Annotated in this window: 14 protein-coding genes and 1 tRNA gene; 8 read left to right on the top strand and 7 right to left on the bottom strand. The window is 70.2% G+C overall.

All coding sequences use genetic code 11. The annotated features are described in order from the left end of the window. Nucleotides 1-97 precede the first annotated feature (97 nt). Complete coding sequence (locus JJ691_RS36820; RefSeq protein ID WP_249227252.1) at nucleotides 98-1,462, bottom strand: threonine/serine ThrE exporter family protein; 1,365 nt, start codon at nucleotides 1,460-1,462, stop codon at nucleotides 98-100. Between the two features lie 276 nt (nucleotides 1,463-1,738). Here JJ691_RS36820 and JJ691_RS36815 point away from each other — a divergent pair. The 4 genes from JJ691_RS36815 to JJ691_RS36800 all read left to right on the top strand — a co-directional run bounded on the left by JJ691_RS36815 (nucleotide 1,739) and on the right by JJ691_RS36800 (nucleotide 9,014). After that, nucleotides 1,739-1,811 (top strand) — tRNA-Thr (locus tag JJ691_RS36815). Nucleotides 1,812-2,096: 285 nt separating this feature from the next. Then, nucleotides 2,097-4,331, top strand: a complete 2,235-nt coding sequence (locus tag JJ691_RS36810; protein ID WP_211764141.1) for an RCC1 domain-containing protein — start codon at nucleotides 2,097-2,099, stop codon at nucleotides 4,329-4,331. Between the two features lie 27 nt (nucleotides 4,332-4,358). Beyond that, nucleotides 4,359-6,692, top strand: a complete 2,334-nt coding sequence (locus tag JJ691_RS36805; protein ID WP_211764140.1) for an RCC1 domain-containing protein — start codon at nucleotides 4,359-4,361, stop codon at nucleotides 6,690-6,692. 147 nt (nucleotides 6,693-6,839) lie between these two features. Continuing rightward, a complete protein-coding gene (locus JJ691_RS36800; RefSeq protein WP_211764139.1) occupies nucleotides 6,840-9,014 on the top strand; it encodes an RCC1 domain-containing protein in 2,175 nt (724 codons plus the stop codon). Here JJ691_RS36800 and JJ691_RS36795 read toward each other — a convergent pair. From JJ691_RS36795 to tdh, 3 genes are read right to left on the bottom strand one after another with little or no spacing between them, the layout of a single operon-like run. Next, complete coding sequence (locus JJ691_RS36795; protein ID WP_211764138.1) at nucleotides 8,996-9,886, bottom strand: LysR family transcriptional regulator; 891 nt, start codon at nucleotides 9,884-9,886, stop codon at nucleotides 8,996-8,998. The two genes, JJ691_RS36800 and JJ691_RS36795, sit on opposite strands and share 19 nt — an antisense overlap. Continuing rightward, nucleotides 9,883-11,064: a glycine C-acetyltransferase gene (locus JJ691_RS36790; RefSeq protein ID WP_211764137.1), complete on the bottom strand. Its 1,182-nt coding sequence runs from the start codon at nucleotides 11,062-11,064 to the stop codon at nucleotides 9,883-9,885. The genes JJ691_RS36795 and JJ691_RS36790 overlap by 4 nt, the downstream gene beginning before the upstream one ends. Beyond that, entirely contained in the window at nucleotides 11,065-12,096 is a 1,032-nt protein-coding gene (gene tdh, locus JJ691_RS36785) for an L-threonine 3-dehydrogenase (RefSeq protein ID WP_211764136.1), read from the bottom strand. Between the two features lie 134 nt (nucleotides 12,097-12,230). Here tdh and JJ691_RS36780 point away from each other — a divergent pair, with 134 nt between their 5' ends. Beyond that, the gene (locus JJ691_RS36780; RefSeq protein ID WP_211764135.1) at nucleotides 12,231-13,376 is read left to right on the top strand and encodes a DUF4190 domain-containing protein; all 1,146 of its coding nucleotides are present in this window, start codon (nucleotides 12,231-12,233) and stop codon (nucleotides 13,374-13,376) included. A gap of 1 nt (nucleotide 13,377) precedes the next feature. On the opposite strand, the gene JJ691_RS36775 is transcribed toward JJ691_RS36780, so the two are convergent. After that, a complete protein-coding gene (locus JJ691_RS36775; protein WP_211764134.1) occupies nucleotides 13,378-13,881 on the bottom strand; it encodes a DUF6069 family protein in 504 nt (167 codons plus the stop codon). 187 nt (nucleotides 13,882-14,068) lie between these two features. Here JJ691_RS36775 and JJ691_RS36770 point away from each other — a divergent pair, with 187 nt between their 5' ends. Further along, on the top strand, nucleotides 14,069-14,647 hold the full coding sequence (locus JJ691_RS36770; RefSeq protein WP_211764133.1) for a Uma2 family endonuclease: 579 nt from the start codon (nucleotides 14,069-14,071) through the stop codon (nucleotides 14,645-14,647). A gap of 61 nt (nucleotides 14,648-14,708) precedes the next feature. Further along, on the top strand, nucleotides 14,709-15,737 hold the full coding sequence (mgrA, locus tag JJ691_RS36765; RefSeq protein WP_211764132.1) for an L-glyceraldehyde 3-phosphate reductase: 1,029 nt from the start codon (nucleotides 14,709-14,711) through the stop codon (nucleotides 15,735-15,737). Here the strand turns inward: mgrA and JJ691_RS36760 are convergent. Continuing rightward, complete coding sequence (locus JJ691_RS36760) at nucleotides 15,720-17,180, bottom strand: sensor histidine kinase (RefSeq protein ID WP_211764131.1); 1,461 nt, start codon at nucleotides 17,178-17,180, stop codon at nucleotides 15,720-15,722. The genes mgrA and JJ691_RS36760 overlap by 18 nt on opposite strands. Next, nucleotides 17,180-17,884, bottom strand: coding sequence for a response regulator transcription factor (locus JJ691_RS36755; RefSeq protein ID WP_249227251.1), 705 nt, complete (start codon nucleotides 17,882-17,884; stop codon nucleotides 17,180-17,182). Before JJ691_RS36755 ends, JJ691_RS36760 begins: the two co-directional genes overlap by 1 nt. A gap of 112 nt (nucleotides 17,885-17,996) precedes the next feature. On the opposite strand from JJ691_RS36755, the gene JJ691_RS36750 reads away from it, so the two are divergent. Beyond that, nucleotides 17,997-18,731, top strand: coding sequence for an FAD:protein FMN transferase (locus JJ691_RS36750; RefSeq protein ID WP_211764129.1), 735 nt, complete (start codon nucleotides 17,997-17,999; stop codon nucleotides 18,729-18,731). The last annotated feature ends 20 nt before the right edge of the window (nucleotides 18,732-18,751 follow it).

The following is an 18,751-nucleotide window of genomic DNA, read 5'->3' as shown; positions in this document are numbered from 1 at the left end:
GACGCTCGCGGGTGAGGATGTTCCTTTGGAAACAGGGGATTGGTCCGGTTGGGTAGCGGGACGCGCGGGGAACGCCGACCGGGATCGGCCTGTCGGATCAGCGGGGCATGCGCAATCGCCGTTCGAGACGGCCGAGGCGGCTGCGGACCGGCTGGGCCAGGAATTCGCCGAGCACCACGCCGGCGGCCAGGGCGAGACCGATGCCCATGGCCAGGACCAGGGTGGACAGGCCGCTCACGTCGCCCTGCACGGTCAGCTGGTAGAGGCCCCGATACGTGGTCAGACCGGGGAGCAGCGGGGTCAGGCCGGAGATGGCGACCACCAGGGGCGGCACCTTCAGCCGTCGGGACAGCAACTGGCCGCAGAAGCCGATCAGCACGGCAGCCAGGGCGGAACCGGTCAGCACATCGGCGCCGCCGGCCTGCAGGGTGCTGTACGCGCCGACACCCAGAGCGCTGGACAGGCCGGCGACCAGCAGGGCCCGCGGCTGTCCGTAGCTGGCGAGTGCGAAGAACACCGCGGCGGCCGCACCGGTGACGATCTGGATGGGCACGGTGCCGAAGGTCAGCGGCGACACCGGGGCCAGCGTCGAGCCCACCCCCAGCCGCACGCCGATCCGCAACGCGAAGGCGACGCCGGTGATCAGACCCACCGACATCAACAATGTCTCCATGGTGCGGCCCGAAGCCGTGACGGTGTAGCCGTTGATCGCGTCCTGCACCGAGCTGACCACCGACAAGCCCGACAGCAAAACGACAATGCCGGCCGCCACCACCAGCGACAGCTGGCTCGGCGGGACCAGGCCGGTCGCGGTCGCCACCAGCGCCCCGCCCGCGCCGAGCGCCCCGCCGACCACCTGCTGGAAGAAGAACGGCAGATTGCGCCGGTTCAACAGCCGGCCCACCCGGTCCACCACCGCCGTCACCACGGCCGCCACCAGCGCCATCATCAGGCCGCCGCCCAACAGCAAAGCCACCGACGCCGCCATCGCCGCCCACGCCACCGTCGCCAGCCAGCGCGGATACGGATGCTTGGCCGCGCTGATCCCGTCCAGCTCCACTGACGCCTGCTCGGCCGACACCGAGCCGCCGATCACCCGCCGCACCAGGTCTTCCAGGGCCGCCAGCCGGGTGTAGTCCAGGCCGCGAGAGCGGACCACCTTCATCGACATCACCGGTGAGGCGGCCGTGCCGCGATGACAGCAGACATAGATCGAGATGAACGTCACATCAACCTCGCAGCGCGGCAGGCCGTACACCTCGGCCACCCGCACGAGCGTCGACGCCACGTCCGCGGCCGCCGCGCCGCTGGCCAACTGGACCTCGCCGATCCGCAGCGCCAGATCCAACACCAGGTTCACGGTGGCGTCCGACGGCAGCTCGGGGCCCACTTCCGCCGGCGGCTGCGCCGCCACCCGCTGCCGCCGCCAGAAGTTCGCCCGCACTCGCCGGGTCTGCCGCACTGCCCGTCTCCTCCCCGATCATCCGTACGCAGGATCGGTCCCATTCACCCAACCGTTGCAAGGGCGGCGACGTGGTCTCCGACACGCTCCGCCGGGTTACCCCGATCGGCGGACATCGACCACAATCCGTGGTCGACGCTTCTTCGCTGGTCAGCGGCGGTGCGCGCCACCCAGGCGGCTGAGTCGACATCCGGACGGACGAATCCGGTTCTACCCTGAGCAGACCACAAGTCGCAGGTGGCAACCGGCTCCGCCGCTTACCATGTCCAAGGCCATGCCGGCGTAGCTCAATTGGCAGAGCACTCGCCTTGTAAGCGAGGGGTTGCGGGTTCAAGTCCCGCCGCCGGCTCTCAGGAGAGGTGTGCTCGCGGAGAGCGCTCGCCTCGTCGAGCCGGGTTCGTATCTGGGGGGGCGACCCCCAGACCCCCGATGTGGGGGCTTCGCCCCCACGCCCCCGGGCTTTGCTTCGCTCGCCCCAGCGGAAGCCTTCGCTGCGCTCGGGTGGGTTTCGCTTCGCTCGCTGCTGCGGATTCTTGGTCTGGTGGCGTGGTGTGGGGCGTGCCTACACTTCGCGGCGGGTCGGGGAGGGTCCAACGCAGGGGGTTTCGTGTTACCAGCCAGAGTTGGCTTAGTTGTGGCCGCCGTTGTCATGGCGGGGGCCGTTGTGGTTCCGGATGTCGCGCAGGCGGCTACGCCGGCGGAGAGCGGGCTGTCGTTCACGGCGGTGTCGCCGAAGAGGGTCTACGACAGCCGCACCACGGGGCAGAAGATTGCTGGGCACTACGGGGTCGATGTCACGGTGCCGGTGGATGTGGTGCCGGATGACGCGACGGAGGTCGTGCTCAACCTGACCGGGACCGATCCGGACGGGCCTACCTGGTTGCGGGTGGGCGTGGGGTACTCGGAGACGTCCAATCTGAACCTGGGCGCCGGGGAGACGCGGGCCAACCTGGTCACCGCGCCGATCGTCGACCACCGACTCGAGGTCATGACCGGTCCGAACGCGGCCGACGTGATCGTCGACATCGCCGGGTACTACTCGCCGAGTGGGTCGAAGTTCAAGTCCCTACCGCCGCAGCGGGTTCTGGACACGCGGGACTCGCAGCCGCTGGGGCCGGGCGGAACGGTGACGCTGGACCTGTCGGGGCGGGTGCCGGCGGGGGCGACGGCGGCGGTGTTCAACCTGACCGGCACGGATGTCACGGGCGACAGCTTCGTGACGGCCTATCCGGCCGGGGAGGCCAAGCCGGACGCGTCGAACCTGAACCTGGCGGCCGGGCGGGACACGCCGAACCTGGTGACGGTGAAGCTCAGTGCGGACCGCAAGGTGACGCTGGCCAACGCGCACAACTCGGTGGACCTGATCGCCGACCTGGCCGGGTACTACGCGCCGCAGGCCGACCTGGCGTTCTACCCGCTGCCCGCGTTCCGGGCTGTGGACACCAGGACCGCCGACGGGCAGCCGCGCGACCCGATCACCGCCGATGGAACGCACACGGCGTGGCTCGCCTACTGGTTGCCGGCCAGTGCCGCGGCCGCGGTGATCAACCTGACCGGCACGAACGTCACCGACAACACCTATCTCACCGCCTATCCGAGCGGCGTCAACCGGTCCGCCGCCAGCACACTGAACCTGGCGCCTGGGCAGACATCCGCGAACATGGACGTCGTCGCGCTCAGCGACGGCTACCTCAACGTGTACAACCACAGTGGGCAGGTCGACGTGATCGTCGATGTCGCCGGCTACTTCGCGCCGGCACTGGCCACGTGCCAGCAGAACTGCGTGACCAACTCCGGCCGCAACGACTACGGCACACAGGGCAACGGCACCGCGGTGCTGAACGACCTGCACCGTCCGTCCACTGTGTACGGTCTGTCGGGCGTGACCCAGGTGACCGCCGGGTATTACGACGTGTACGCGCTCAAGTCGGACGGCACCGTCTGGGCGTGGGGCGCCAACGAGAGCGGTGAACTGGGCAACGGCAGGGGCGGCCCGGTCTTCGACACGCCGTCCGGCGTCTGGTCCTTCTCGACCGTTCCCGTTCAGGTGCAAGGACTTTCCGGCGTCACGCAGATCGCTCCCGGCTATGCGCTGAAGAGTGACGGCACCGTGTGGTCGTGGGGCTCGAACGCCCACAGCCGCCTCGGCAACAGTGGCGACTCGGCGTTCGTGCCATTTCCGGTTCCGGTCGTCGGGCTGACCGGCGTCACCGCGATCGCCGGCGACGAGACCAACGGCTACGCGCTCAAGTCCGACGGCACGGTCTGGGCCTGGGGTGACAACGACAACGGGCAACTGGGCAACGGCACGCACGGCGCCGCTTCGTCGACCGCGGTGCCGGTGTCCGGCCTGACCGGGGTCACCAAGATCAACCTGCGGCTGGCCGTGAAGAACGACGGCACGGTCGTGCAGTGGGGGCCGCGTGGCTACGAGGTCAACAACACGCTTGACGAGGACGACAGCCCGGTCGCGGTGCCGAACCTGACCGGCGTGGTCGACGTGGCCGCGACGTACGTGGACACTCACACGAACTACGCGCTCAAGTCCGACGGGACCGTCTGGGCATGGGGCGAGTCCAACGCTTACCAACTCGGCAACGGCAACCTCTGCATGAGCGGTTCCTGCTACGCCGACGTTCCCGGCCAGGTCTCCGGCCTGAGGTCGGTGGCCGCGCTGTCCACCGGGTACGAGATGGGCTTCGCCCAGAAGACCGACGGCACCGTGTGGGCCTGGGGCACCTCCAGCGCGGGCGAGTTCGGCAACGCCGAGACCGACCACTCCGCCCCGGTTCCGGAACAGCTCACGGCCCTGCCGGGGGTCGCGAGGCTGGGGCCGCTGGGCAACATGATCTTGACTCAGGGGGCATGACCAACTATGGCGAGAGCAGCATTGGTGGTGGCTGCGGTTGTCGCGGCGGCCACCCTCACCGCGCCGGCGGCGCAGGCCGCGCCGGCGGCGGTGCCGTCGGGCAGCGCGTTCACGCCGGTGGCGCCGACCCGCGTGTACGACACCAGGGTCGCCGGCGGACACCAGATCCAGGCCCGCAGCGGGATCGGCGTGACGTTCCCGACCAGCCTGGTGCCGGCCGACGCGACGGCGGTGGTGTTCAACCTGACGGGGACGGGATCGACGCAGGCGACGTTCCTCGCGGTGGGGTCGCTGGCGGGGCCGTCGCCGTACAACACGTCCAACCTGAATCTCGCCGGCGGCGAGACCCGGGCGAACCTGGTGACCAGCCCGATCGGCAGCGGGGGAAGTCACGGCGTGTGGGTGGAGGCCGGACCGGCCGCGGCCGACGCGATCGTGGACCTGGCCGGCTACTACGCGCCGTCCGGCTCCAAATTCACTTCCCTTGCGCCGCAACGGGTTCTGGACACGCGGGACAGCGCGCCGGTAGGCCCCGGCGGGGCGGTGACGCTCGACCTGTCGTCGCAGGTGCCGGCGGGGGCGACGGCGGCGGTGTTCAACCTGACCGGCACGGACGTCACGGGATCGACCTTCGTGACGGCTTATCCCGCGGGGCAAGCGAAACCGGACGCGTCCAACCTGAACCTTGAGGCGGGGCAGACGAATCCGAACCTGGTGACGGTGCAGTTGAGCGCGGACCGCAAGGTGACGCTGGCCAACGCCCACAATTCCGTGGACCTGATCGCCGACCTGGCCGGCTACTACTCACCGGACTCCACGCTGTCCTTCTTCCCGCTGAGCCAGATCCGGGCCGTGGACACCCGTGACACCAACGGAGATCCGCGTCAGCCGCTCGGAGCCGGCGGCACGCGTCCGCTGGACTTCAGCGGCTGGCTGCCGGACGGTGCGAGCGCCGCGGTGTACAACCTCACGGCCACCAACGTGACGGATTCGACCTATCTGACGGCGTGGCCGGACTTCGCCAGCCGGCCGTCGGCCAGCAACCTCAACGTGCAGCCGGGGCAGACCGCGGCCAACATGGCCATCACGGCGCTCGGCACGGACGGCAAGGCCCAGCTGTTCAACCACGTGGGCCAGACGGATGCGATCGCTGACCTGGCGGGTTACTTCGCGGCGGCGAAGCAGCCGTGCGCGAGCGCCTGCGTCTACACCTGGGGCCAGAACCAGTACGGCCAGAAGGCCGATGGCACAACGGACAACACCGTGCACACCCCGACCGCGGCCTACGGGCTGTCGGGCGTCACGGCGGCCACCACCGGCCCCTTCAGCCCGGACCACGGCTACGCGCTGCGCAACGACGGCACGGTCTGGGACTGGGGCGGCAACGGCGCGGGCGAGCTGGCCAACGGCCGCCCGTCCGGCTACGGCGACGGCCCGGTCGCCCAGTACGTCTATCCGCCGTCCTACTACTCGACTGTCCCCGGCAAGGTGTTCGGCCTGCACGACATCACCCAGATCGTGGCCGGCTACGCGCTGCGCAGCGACCACACCGTCTGGTCGTGGGGCGAGAACTACATGTGGAGCCTGGGCAACGGCGTGCAGGACGAGAACTACCTCGCCAGCACGGCGGTTCAGGTCACCGGCCTGACCGACGTGGTGGCCATCGCCGGCTCGACCGGCGACGGCTACGCGCTCAAGAACGACGGCACGGTGTGGGCCTGGGGGCAGAACGTCCAGGGCGAGCTGGGCACCGGGGTGGCCCCGGACCCGAACAAGTGCTCGGAGAACGAGGGCGTCTCGCCCAAGGGGCCGAACTGCGCTTCGGCGACGCCGGTCCAGGTGGCCGGCCTGGCCCACGTCACCAAGATCGGCAATCGGCTGGCGGTCGAGGCCGACGGCACGGTCTGGCAGTGGGGCGGCGTCGATGCCAACTACCAACCGATGCCGAACGCACGCCAGGTGCCCGGCATCACCGGCGCGGTCGCGGTCGCCGGCCGGGCGTCCAGCTTTACCGACGGCACCGCGTACGCGCTGATGCCGGACGGCACGGTTCGCGCCTGGGGCATGAACTCCAACGGGGAACTGGGCAACGGCACGCAGTGCCAGGGCGGCAGCCCCTGCACGCCGGTGACCGATCCGGTGACGGTGTCCTGGCTGACCGGCGTCACCGCCCTGGCCGCGGGCAACAGCTCCGGCTACGCGCTGAAGTCCGACGGCACGATGTGGACCTGGGGCAGCGGCCACAACGGCGCGCTCGGTGACGGCCAGCAGTTCACCACGAGCTTGGTGCCGGTGCAGATCGCTGGCCTGGCCGGCGTGACGGCGATCGGCGACGGCGGCATCGCGGTGGCGAGTTCCTAGCCGACCAGCCAATCCCCTGTGGACACCCGGCGTGGGCGGTTGCCTGCGCCGGGTGTTTTCGCGTTCTCGCAGGTAACGCCGCCGGCCGATGCGGAGATGTCGCGGGTGGACGGTCGTCGAGACCCGTCGCCAGGGGTGGAGGTACGCGTGTCAGTAGCCAGATTCCTTGCGCTGACGGCTGTTGTCGCCGTCAGTGCGCTCTCCGTGGTCGCGCCGGCACAGGCGGCGACCGCGAAGCCCGACTCCGGCACGGTGTTCACACCGGTGTCGCCGACCAGGATCTTCGACAGTCGCAACAGCAGCAAGATTCCGGCCCGTGGCCAGGTCGCGGTGTCGATCCCGACCGACCTGGTGCCCGCGGACGCCACCGCCGTGGTGTTCAACCTGACCGGCACCGATCCGGACGGGCCGACCTGGCTCGCCGAGGGCCCGGGTACCCACGGCACGCCGACCACGTCCAGCCTGAACCTGGCCGGCGGCGAGACCCGGGCCAACCTGGTGACGGTGGCGCTCGGCCACGGCGACAACCCGGGTATCTGGCTGGCGGCCGGCCCGTTCGCGACCGACGCGATCGTGGACGTCGCCGGCTACTACCGGCCGATGGGCGGCTCGAAGTTCACTTCCGTTGCGCCACAACGGATTCTGGACACTCGCAACTCGGCCCCGCTCGGGACGGGCGGCACCGTGACGCTGGACCTGTCCTCGCTGGTGCCGGCCAGCGCGACGGCCGTGGTGTTCAACCTGACCGGGACCGACGTCACTGGACCCACCTTCGTCACGGCCTATCCGTCCGGCGAGGCGCGCCCGGACGCGTCCAACGTGAACCTGGTGGCCGGCAAGGACATCCCGAACCTGGTCACCGTGCGACTGGGCACTGACCGCAAGGTTTCCCTGACCAACGCCCACTTCTCGACCGACGTCGTGGTGGACTTCGCCGGCTACTACTCGACGGACTCCACCCAGGCGTTCTACCCGCTGCTGCCGGGCCGGGTGCTGGACACCCGCAACGGTGACGGCACGCCGCGCGACCCGCTCCAGTCGGGCGAGACGCGCCCGCTCTCCCTGGACCGCTGGCTGCCGTACGGCGCGACCGCGGCCGTGGTCAACATGACGGCCACCAACGTCACCGGAAACACGGTGATCACGGTGTGGGCCGACGGCGGCCCGAAGCCGGGCGTGAGCAACCTGAACCTGTTGCCCGGTCAGACTTCGGCCAACGCGGCGGTCGCGCCGCTGAGCAACGGTCGCGCCATGGACATCAACAACCGGCAGGGTCAGCTGGACTCGATCGTCGACCTGGCCGGGTACTTCGCGCCGGCGCGATCGGCCTGCACCAGTGCCTGCGCGGTGGCCTCGGGCGCCAACGACGTCGGTCAGGCCGGTGACGGCACGACCGACGGCGGCAGCCGCGTGGATTCCGCGGTGTACGGCCTGTCCGGCGTCACGGCGATCGCGAACACCGACCGGAACGGCTACGCGCTGCTCAGCGACGGCACCGCCTGGTCCTGGGGCGCGAACGACCGCGGCCAGTTGGGCGTCAGCTACGCCGGCAACGGCGAGGGCCCGCTCGGCGAGGCCTATTTCTCGCCGCTGCCGACGCAGTTCCTGGGCAACATCAAGCAGATCACTCCCGGGATGGCCCTGACCAACGACGGCAAGGTGCTCACCTGGGGCGCCAACGAGTCGCTCCAGTTGGGTATCGGGAACCCGGACACCACCTGGTTCCAAACCGGCACGACCGGCGTGCTGAGCGAAGTCCAGGCGATTGCCGAGTACCGCAACGGCTCGGGCGGCGTCACCCGGTACGCGCTGAAGAACAACGGCACAGTGTGGGCCTGGGGTGACAACACCAACGGCGCGCTGGGCAATCACGACGTGGTGGGCACCAGCGCGTCGCCGGTCCAGGTGTACGGCTTGTCCGGCTGCTCGGGCATCGGCGCACGGATCGCGCTCTGCCCGGCCGGCGACGGCACCCAGACGGTGTGGCGTTGGGGTGCCTTGGGTTCGGGGCATCAGGACAGCCCGGCGGCGTTGCCGGTGCCGGCCGGACACATCGTGTCGGTGCAGCGGGACAACGGCCCCGACCAGGGCGCTCGCGCACTCATGTCCGACGGCACGGTGTGGCAGTGGCCCGACGGTGACGGTTTCACCGGCACCTTCCAGGGCGCACAGGTCGCCGGCCTGAGCTCGATCAAGGCGCTGGCCAGCGGACACGCGCTGGCCACCGACGGCACGGAGTGGGCGTTCGCCGACCTGTCGGCCCCGGTCCGGGCCGGCGTCAGCGCGCTCGGTGACGGCAGCTACTACGTGTCAGCTGGCTGACCACGCACCAGGGCGGCGAGGACCAACCGGATCAGCGGATGGTCCTCGCTTCCCTTGCGCACGGCCGCGAACACCCGGCGCAGCGACTGGTCTCCCTTGACCGGCAACGCAACCGCGCCGGTTGTGCGCGTGAAAGCGTTGCGTGGCACCAGAGCCACACCCGAGCCAGCCGCCACCAGCGCGACGATGGCCCGGAAGTCGTCGGACGTGTGCCGTATCAGCGCGTCCGGGCAGGCCAGTAAAAGCACGTCACGACAAGGATTTCCGGGTAGCGGGGCGATCCAGTCCTCGCCGCCGAGCCCGCTCAGGTCCACCTCGGACTCCGCGGCGAACCGGTGATCGGCCGGCAGCACCACGTCGAACGGTTCGACGTACAAGGGAAAACGCTTGAGCCGGCGGTCGTCGGTCTGCGGCGCCGGGCGGTACTCCTCGGTGATGGCCACGTCGATCTCGCCGTCCAGCAGCAGCGGAATGCTGGCGTGCCCCTCGGCGTCCTGCACGAGCAGCGTCACGTCCGGGGCGCCGGTCCGCAGCGCGGCCACCGCCGGCGCCACCACCTGCGTGATCGCCGAGGCGAAGCTGGCCAGCCGGACCGGGCCGCGCAGGCCGGCGTCGAACGCCGCCAGCGTGGCCTCGGCCCGTTCCAGCTCGGCCGCGACGGCGTTGGCATGCACTACCAGCAGCTCGCCAGCCGGGGTCAGCCACACCCGCCGGCCCTTGCGCCGCAGCAGCTCCTGCCCGGTCTCCGCCTCCAGCGCGGCCAGCTGCTGCGACACGGCGGACGCCGTCAGGTGCAGCGCCCGCCCCGCCGCGGTCACCGTGCCGTGGTCGGCCAGCGCCCGCAGCACCCGCAGCCGTCGAGGATCGATCATCCGTCCATCTTGGACCGTGCCGCGACAAAAGCGTCGACGGCCCGGTTCACGTCCTCCAGGGAGTGCGCGGCCGACATCTGGGTGCGGATCCGGGCCTTGCCGTGCGGCACCACCGGGTAGGAGAAGCCGATCACGTAAATGCCCTGCTCCAGCAGCAGATCCGCCATCCGGCCGGCCTTGGCCGCGTCGCCGATCATCACCGGGATGATCGGGTGCTCGCCCGGCAGCAGGTCGAAGCCCTCCTCGGTCATCCGGCGGCGGAACAGCTCCGTGTTGGCCCGCAGCCGGTCCAACAGCTCGCCCGAGGAGCTGAGCAGCTCCAGCGCGGCCAGCGCGGCGCCGGTGATCGACGGGGCCAGCGAGTTGGAGAACAGGTAGGGCCGCGAGCGCTGGCGCAGCATCTCCACGATCTCGGCCCGTCCCGACACGTAGCCGCCGCTGGCGCCGCCCAGCGCCTTGCCCAGCGTGCCGGTCACCACGTCCACCTTGTCGGTGACGCCGAACAGCTCCGGCGTGCCCCGGCCGGTCGGGCCGGTGAAGCCCACCGCGTGCGAGTCGTCCACCATGACCAGCGCGTCATACCGCTCGGCCAGCGCGCAGATCTCGTCCAGCGGGGCCAGGTAGCCGTCCATGGAGAACACGCCGTCGGTGGCGATCAGCCGGTACCGGGCGTCCTTGTTCTCCTGCAGGATGCGCTCCAGGTCGGCCATGTCCCGGTTGCGGTAGCGGGCCCGCTTGGCCTTGCACAGCCGGATGCCGTCGATGATCGACGCGTGGTTGAGCTCGTCGGAGATGACCACGTCCTGCTCGCCCAGCAGCGTCTCGAACAGGCCGCCGTTGGCGTCGAAGCAGGAGCTGTACAGGATCGTGTCCTCGGTGCCGAGGAACTCCGAGAGGCGGCCCTCCAGCTGCTTGTGCAGCTCCTGCGTGCCGCAGATGAAGCGCACCGAGGCCATGCCGAAGCCCCAGCGGTCCAGCGCCTCGTGCGCCGCCGTGACCAGCACCGGGTGGTCGGCCAGGCCCAGGTAGTTGTTGGCGCAGAAGTTCAGCACACGCTCGCCGGTGACGCTGACCTGCGCCGCCTGCGGGGAGCCCAGCACCCGCTCCGCCTTGTACAGCCCGGCCTCGCGGATCTCGGCCAGCCCGGCCCGCAGATCGTCCCGCATCGCGCCGTACATCTACTTCTCCGTCCAGTCGAGGAGCACCTTGCCGCAGCGGCCGGCCCGCGTCGTGTCGAACGCCGTCTTGTGGTCGGTGTAGGGGAAGCGGTGCGTGATCACCGGCGCGATGTCCAGGCCGGCCTGCAGCAGCACCGACATCGAGTACCAGGTCTCGAACATCTCCCGGCCGTAGATGCCCTTGAGGTGCAGCATCTTCAGCACCACCGAGCCGAAGTCCACCGGGAACTCCTTCGCCGGCAGGCCCAGCATGGCGATCCGGCCGCCGTGCGACATGTTGGCGATCATGTCCTGCAGCGCGCTGGGCTGGCCCGACATCTCCATGCCCACGTCGAAGCCCTCGGACATGTTCAGCCGGCTGTAGGCGTCGGCCAGGGTCGACTCGGCCACGTTCAGCGCCAGGTCCACGCCGACCTTGCGGGCCAGCTCCAGCCGGTGCTCGCTGACGTCGGTGATCACCACGTGCCGGGCCCCGGCGTGCCGGGCGATGGCCGCGGCCATGATGCCGATCGGGCCGGCCCCGGTGATCAGCACGTCCTCGCCGATGACCGGGAAGGACAGCGCCGTGTGCACCGCGTTGCCGAGCGGGTCGAAGATCGCCGCCACGTCCAGGTCCACCTCGGTGCGGTGCACCCAGGCGTTCTGCTCCGGCAGCACCGCGAACTGGGCGAACGCGCCGTTGCTGTGCACGCCCAGGCCGCGGGTGTTGGCGCACAGGTGCCGGCGGCCGGCCTTGCAGTTGCGGCAGGTGCCGCAGACCAGGTGGCCCTCGCCGCTGACCAGGTCGCCGACCTTGACGCCGGTGACGTCCCGGCCGGTCTCCACCACCTCGCCTACGAACTCGTGGCCGAGGACCAGCGGCGGCTTGACGTTGCGGGCCGCCCAGTCGTCCCAGGAGTCGATGTGCAGGTCGGTGCCGCAGATGCCGGTTCGGAGCACCTTCACCGCCACGTCACCGGGTCCGACCTGCGGGTCGGCCACGTCGGTGAGCTCGAGACCCGGCGCCGCGTCGACCTTGACCAGTGCCTTCATGGGCGAAGTCTCGCCCTCCGCCGCTGTGCAGTCCATCGCGACTTTCTGAACTCGCTTATTAGCTGCGGTGCACAGCGAGGTGGGCGGTAGCCTTTGCCCTGTCCGTTAAGGGGAGAGACGGCGGTATTCCGGACATGTCCACTGAGCACGAGCCACCCTCGTACGAGAACTACCCGGCGATGCCGCCCGCCCAGGCGAGCCCGGGGAACGGCCAAGCCGGTCCGTGGGGTGGCCAACCCGGCCCGTGGCCAGGTCAGCCCGGTCCGTGGCCCGGCCAGCCCGGTCCCTGGGGTAATCAGCAGTGGCCCGGCCCGCAGCCCGGTACCAGCGGCTTCGCCATCGCCTCGTTCGTGCTGAGCTTGCTCGGGCTCTTCCCGCTGTGCGCGATCCTCGGCCTCACCTTCGGCATCGTGTCGCTGGCCGAGGTCCGTCGCAGCGGGCGCGGCGGCAAGGGGCTGGCCATCGCCGGTGTCGTGCTGTCCGGCCTGTGGCTCGCCGCCTGGCTGACGTTCTTCGTCGCCGCCGTGGTCATCGGCGTGCACGAGGCCTCCACCAACTCGTCGTCCGGGGTGACCGCCAGCTACAACCTGAAGCCCGGCCAGTGCTTCGACCGCGCAACGACCAGCCAGGGCGCCTCGGTCACCGTGAAGGACTGCGTCCAGCCGCACGACGCCGAGGTGTTCGCCGTCGAACCCGTGCAGGGCTCGACCTATCCCGGCTCCGACGCCGTGATGCTGATTGGCGAGTCCCGGTGCCCCGGCGACTCGGACCGCTTCCTCACGTCCGGGCTGAACTACCCCGACATCGACGTGCACTACCTCTACCCGCAGCCGACGTCCTGGGCTCGGGGCGACCGGTCCGTGGAGTGCTTCTACCGCAGCGTCACCGGCGCCAAGATGACCGGCCACGCCAAGGACACCGGCCGGCCCTACACCGAGGACCAGAAGCGCTACCTGGCCGCCGTAGACCCGTACGACAAGATCGTCGACGACGAGCAGAACGCCGACGAGTGGACCGCCGAGCGGGACGCCGTCGTGCGCTCGATTCCCGTGCTGCAGCAGGAGATCGACGCGCTCAAGGCCGGGCCGTGGCCGGCCAACATCCAGCCCGAGTTCGACCAGCTGGTCGCCGCCAAGCAGCAGGAGCTGACCGATCGTCAGCACGCCGCCGCGGCCACCGATGAGGACACCTTCGACGAGGCCATGGACGCCGGCGACAGCCACGACGGCTCCGACCGGGACCGGGCCATCCGGGTGTCGCTGGGCCTGCACCCGCGCTGACCTACTGCTGGTCGCGCCACTCCACCGTCTCGTCGTACGGGCCGATGTGCCGCTGCTGCTGGTGCGTCGGCTCCAGGCGCACCGTGCCCGGTGCGAAGCTGGTCAGAATGCTGGTCACCGCCAATCCGATCGCCAGGTTGATCAGCCCCGTCGTCAGCCGGCTGGCCAGGTCCACCGGCAGGCTCAGCGGCAGCACCACCGCGATCAGCGTCAGCAGCACCATGATCCAGGTGAAGAACGTCGTCGCCCTCGGGGTCGTCAGCAGCAGCAGGTGCAGCAGCCCCGTCGCCGCCAGCGCCACCGCCGCCGACACCAGGGCATAGGTCACCGTGTTGGCATTGCCCCAGGCTCCCTCCGCCTTCGGCGCCAGCACCTCCACCTGCACGATGCCCCGGGCGATGAGAATGCCCACCACCGCGATCAGCCCCGCCACCAGCGCGGTCGCCACCGCCCCCGCCCACAGCCTGCCCGCGTCCACCTTGATCTGGGTGTCGTTGTCGGTCATCACGCGTCCTTCCCAGCACGGCCCACGCCTTGATTGTCCCGCTCCGGACCCTTCCCCGCCCACCGTCGATCGGGGCGCGTCGCGCTTGTGTTCGACTTAACGGCACCATTGGATGAAAATGCAGGTAGGACGGTGGGTGAGGGGCTGTGGGAGGGTGGTCGTGAGTCGAGCCGAGGAGGAGATTCCGGTGAGCGCAGCGCTCGCGCACCCGATTGGCCCGAACACGATCGAAGACTGGTTGGCGATGGATCCACCTGCGGATGGGTCTCGCATCGAGCTGATCTGGGGTTACTTCCACGTGAGTCCGGCGCCCATGGGCCAACATCAGGTAGCGGTCTTTCAACTCAGCATGCTGCTCAATGATGCGTTGCGGCGTGCGGGACGGACGGGCTTGCACGTCGTTCCTGGTGTCGCGGTCGAGATCAGCACGCCCCTCCGCACTGGATTGATTCCTGACGTTGTGGTGCTGGACACTCGGCCGGTCGGCGCGAGCTTCCGGGCGAAGAACGTGCTGATGGCGGTCGAGGTGTGGTCGGGTGGGAACGTTCGCAGCGAACGCGAAAGCAAGATCGCTGCCTATGCGGCTGCCGGTGTGACCTACTTCTGGGCGCTGTCACAGGAAGAGCTCGGTGGTGTCTCGGTCACCGCCTACCGGCTGGAGAACGGCCAGTACGTCGAGGAACTGACCGCTCGGCCTGGGGAAACCGCCACTATCAAGGCGGCCCCGGAACCTGTCACTTTCGATCCGGCGGTGCTGAGCCCGTGACCTCGGGCCGACCTAGACTCGCGTCCGTTCGGGTGAGGCGCGAGGACAGGGAGGCTCGACGGTGCCGTACGAGGCCGCGGGTGGACGCTACGAGGACCTGACCTACCGGCGGTGCGGGCGCAGCGGACTGCGGCTGCCGGGGATCTCGCTGGGGCTGTGGCACAACTTCGGGGACGACACGCCGTACGAGACGGGCCGGGGGATCGTGCGGCGGGCCTTCGACCTGGGGATCACGCACTTCGACCTGGCCAACAACTACGGCCCGCCCTACGGCAGCGCGGAGCGGAACTTCGGCCGGATGCTGGCCGACGACCTGCGGCCGTACCGGGACGAGCTGGTGATCTCGACGAAGGCGGGCTACGACATGTGGCCGGGCCCCTACGGGGAGTGGGGCAGCCGCAAGTACCTGCTGGCCTCGCTGGACCAGTCGCTGGACCGGATGGGTCTGGACTACGTGGACATCTTCTACTCCCACCGGTTCGACCCGGAGACGCCGCTGGAAGAGACGATGGGCGCGCTGGTGAGCGCCTACCAGCAGGGCAAGGCGCTGTACGTGGGCGTGTCGAGCTACTCGGCGACGAAGACCCGGGAGGCGGCGGAGATCCTGCGCACGGCGGGGGTGCCGTTGCTGATCCACCAGCCGTCGTACTCGATGCTGAACCGCTGGATCGAGGCGGACCTGCTGGACGCGCTGGACGAGGTGGGCGCGGGCTGCATCGCGTTCTCGCCGCTGGGCCAGGGCATGCTGACGAACAAGTACCTCAACGGGGTGCCGGAGGGATCCCGGGCGACGCAGGACAAGTCGCTGTCGACGAGCCTGCTGTCGGAGGAGAACCTGGCGCGGATCCGGGCGCTGAACGGGATCGCCGAGCAGCGCGGCCAGTCGCTGGCCCAGCTGGCGCTGACCTGGGCGCTGCGCGACCCGAGGGTGACCTCGGCGCTGATCGGGGCCAGCTCCGTCAAGCAGCTGGAGGACAACGTGGCGGCCCTGTCGGCGCCGCCGCTGACCGACGACGAGCTGGCCGCGATCGACCAGTACGCGGTGGAGTCGGGCATCGACCTCTGGGCCCGCTCACACCTGGCCGGCTGACAGGGGCAGTCGCACGGTGAACACGGTGGTGCCGGGCCGGCTCTGCAGGGTCACGGCGCCACCGTGCGCGGTGACGAGCGAGAGCACGACGGACAGCCCGAGCCCGGTGCCGCCGCTGTGCCGGGTCCGCGAGTCGTCGACCCGGTAGAACCGGTCGAACACCTTGGCCTGGTTCTCCGGGGTGATGCCGGGCCCGCCGTCGGCCACGTCGACGAAGGCCCACCCGGGCTCGGACCGCACCCGCAGCCAGACAGGCGTGCCGGGATCGGTGTGCACGGCGGCGTTGGTGAGCAGGTTGTCCAGCACCTGCCGCAGCCGCATGGGATCGCCGACCAGGGGCAGCGAGGACGGCTCGACTTCCAGCGTGAACGGATGGTCGGGTCGCCCGGCCTGGAAACCGTCGGCGGCGGCCACGGCGATCTCGACCAGGTCGACCGGCCCGGGCCGCAGCGGCGTCTCGGCGGCGTCGAGCCGGGCCAGCAGCAGGAGATCGTCCAGCAGCAGGCTCATCCGCCCGGCTTCTTCCCGCATCCGGGCGAGGTGCCGCTCCCGCTCGGCCGGCTCGTTGGCCGCAGCGTACGCGAAAAGGTCGGCGTAGCCACGGATCGAGGTGAGCGGGGTGCGCAGCTCGTGCGAGGCGTCGGCGACGAACTGCCGCAGCCGTTGCTCGGCGGCCGACCGTGCGGTCAACGACTGGTCGATGTGATCGACCATCACGTTGAATGCCGACCGCAGCTCCTCGACCTCGACGCCGCCGCCCGAGCCCCGGACCCGTACGGACAGGTCGACGGAATTGGTGGTCAGGTCGGTGGAGGCGATGGTGTGCGCGGTGGACGCCATGTCGCCCAGCGGCCGCAGCCCGCGCCGCAGCACCTGCTGCCCGGCCACGACCAGCACCACCAGGGCGATGCCGAAGGTGATCAGGTTGACCATGACCATCCGGCGGATGGTGGCGTCGGTGTCGGTTTCGGACAGCCCCACGACGGCCACTTTCCCGGCCTGCAAGGGCAGGAACGGCGCTGCCACGAACCGGTACAGGGTGCCGTTGACCATCACCTTTTCGTCCGGGTGCACCGGACCGATGAGGGCCCGACGGGCCATCGCCAGCAGCTCGGGCGGATAGGACGGCCCCGGCCGCGCGTTCATCACCCGGTACGCGTCGTTCGACCCGAACTGGAACTGCACGCCGATCGGCGGATCGTGCTCCGGCGAGCTGGAGTGCCCGAACTTGCCGGGCGAGATGCTGGTGAGCTCGCCGGTCGACTTGTACTGGGACAGCACGGTGCTCAGCTGCTCACCCAGCCGGTCCTCCAGATAGGAGTGCAGCAGCGACACGGTGATCGTGCCGACCAGGCCGAACACCACCAGCGCCAGCGCGCCCAGCACCAGGGCGAGCTGGGTGCCCAGCCGCAGCCGCCGCCACGCGGACGAGAGCCGGTTCATCAGGTTGCCTTGCGCACCACGTAGCCCACGCCGCGAATGGTATGGATCAGCGGCTCATATCCCGTGTCCAGCTTGCGGCGCAGATGGGAGATGACCAGCTCGACCACATTGGACCGGCCGCCGAAGTCGTAGTCCCACACGTGGTCCAGGATCTGGGCCTTGGTCAGCACGGCCGGCGAACGCCGCATCAGGTAGCGCAGCAGCTCGAACTCGGTGGGCGTGAGCGACACGTTCTCCTCGCCGCGGCGCACCTCGCGGGTGTCCTCGTCCAGCTCCAGGTCCTCGACCGCGAGCACCGAGCGCTTCCAGCCGGGGCCGGTGGTGCGGCGCAGCACGGCCCGCAGCCGGGCCATCAGCTCCTCCACCGCGAACGGCTTGACCAGGTAGTCGTCGCCGCCGCGGGTCAGGCCGGCGACCCGGTCGGCGGTGGCGTCCTTGGCGGTCAGGAACACCACCGGCACCATCGCGCCGGTGGCCCGCAGCCGGTCCAGCACGGTGAAGCCGTCCAGGTCGGGCAGCATCAGGTCGAGCACCACGATGTCCGGATTGAACGCGGCCGCCTCGCTGAGCGCCGCCGACCCGTTGTTGGCCACGCGGGCCTGCCAGCCCTCGTACTTGGCCACCGTGGCCACCAGGTCGGCGATGTGGGGCTCGTCGTCGACGACCAGCAGTCGGACCGGGGCCTCAGCCTTGTCAGCGCGCACGACCCCATGGTGCTGTAGCCGGCCGACAGCTGGCGACTCGACGCCCGGGTCGACAGCTGTCCGACAGAACTCCCACAGCCTGGACACAGACTGGATGCGCATTGTGGGGGTCATGCGGCACGTCGAACAGGTGATGGGCATGCCGGTCTCGGTGGACGTCCGGGACCCGGTCGACGTCGCGCCGCTGTACGCCGACCTGCGGCGGGTGGACGCCCGGTTCAGCCCGTTCCGCCCCGACAGCGAGGTCAGCCGGTACGGCCGCGGCGAGGTCGCCGACGTGTCCGCCGAACTGGCCGAGGTGCTGGGCATCTGCAGCCACTACGAGCGGATCAGCCTCGGGGCCTTCACCGCCACGCCGCCCGGGCGGCCCTTCGACCCGTGCGGGGTGGTGAAGGGCTGGGCCGTGCAGCGGGCCGCCGACAAGCTGCGCGGTCAGGGCGCGAAGCGGTTCTGCGTGAACGCCGGTGGCGACGTGGTGGCCGCCGGGGAACCCGAGCTCGGGCGGCCCTGGCTGGTCGGCATCCGGCATCCTGACCAGGCCGACCGCATGTGCGCCGTGCTGGGCGTTCGCGACCTGGCGGTGGCCACCTCGGCGACGTATGAGCGGGGCGAGCACATCCTCGACGGCCGCACCGGCCGGCCGGCCCGTGGCCTGCTCAGCGTCACCGTTGTGGCCGACGACCTCACGACCGCTGACTGTGTGGCCACCACCGCCTTCGCCATGGGCCGCCCTGGTGTCGCATGGGCCGACGCTCAACCTGGCTGCCTGGTCTTCGCCGTCGACGCCGACCACGTCGTCCACCGCTCCGCCGGCCTCGACGACTACCTCATCGCCGACGTCCACTAACCCCACCAACGCCACGTGTG

It is taken from the genome of Kutzneria sp. CA-103260 (assembly GCF_018263855.1).
Lineage (GTDB): Bacteria > Actinomycetota > Actinomycetes > Mycobacteriales > Pseudonocardiaceae > Kutzneria.
This window is presented reverse-complemented; position numbering and strand designations above follow the sequence as displayed.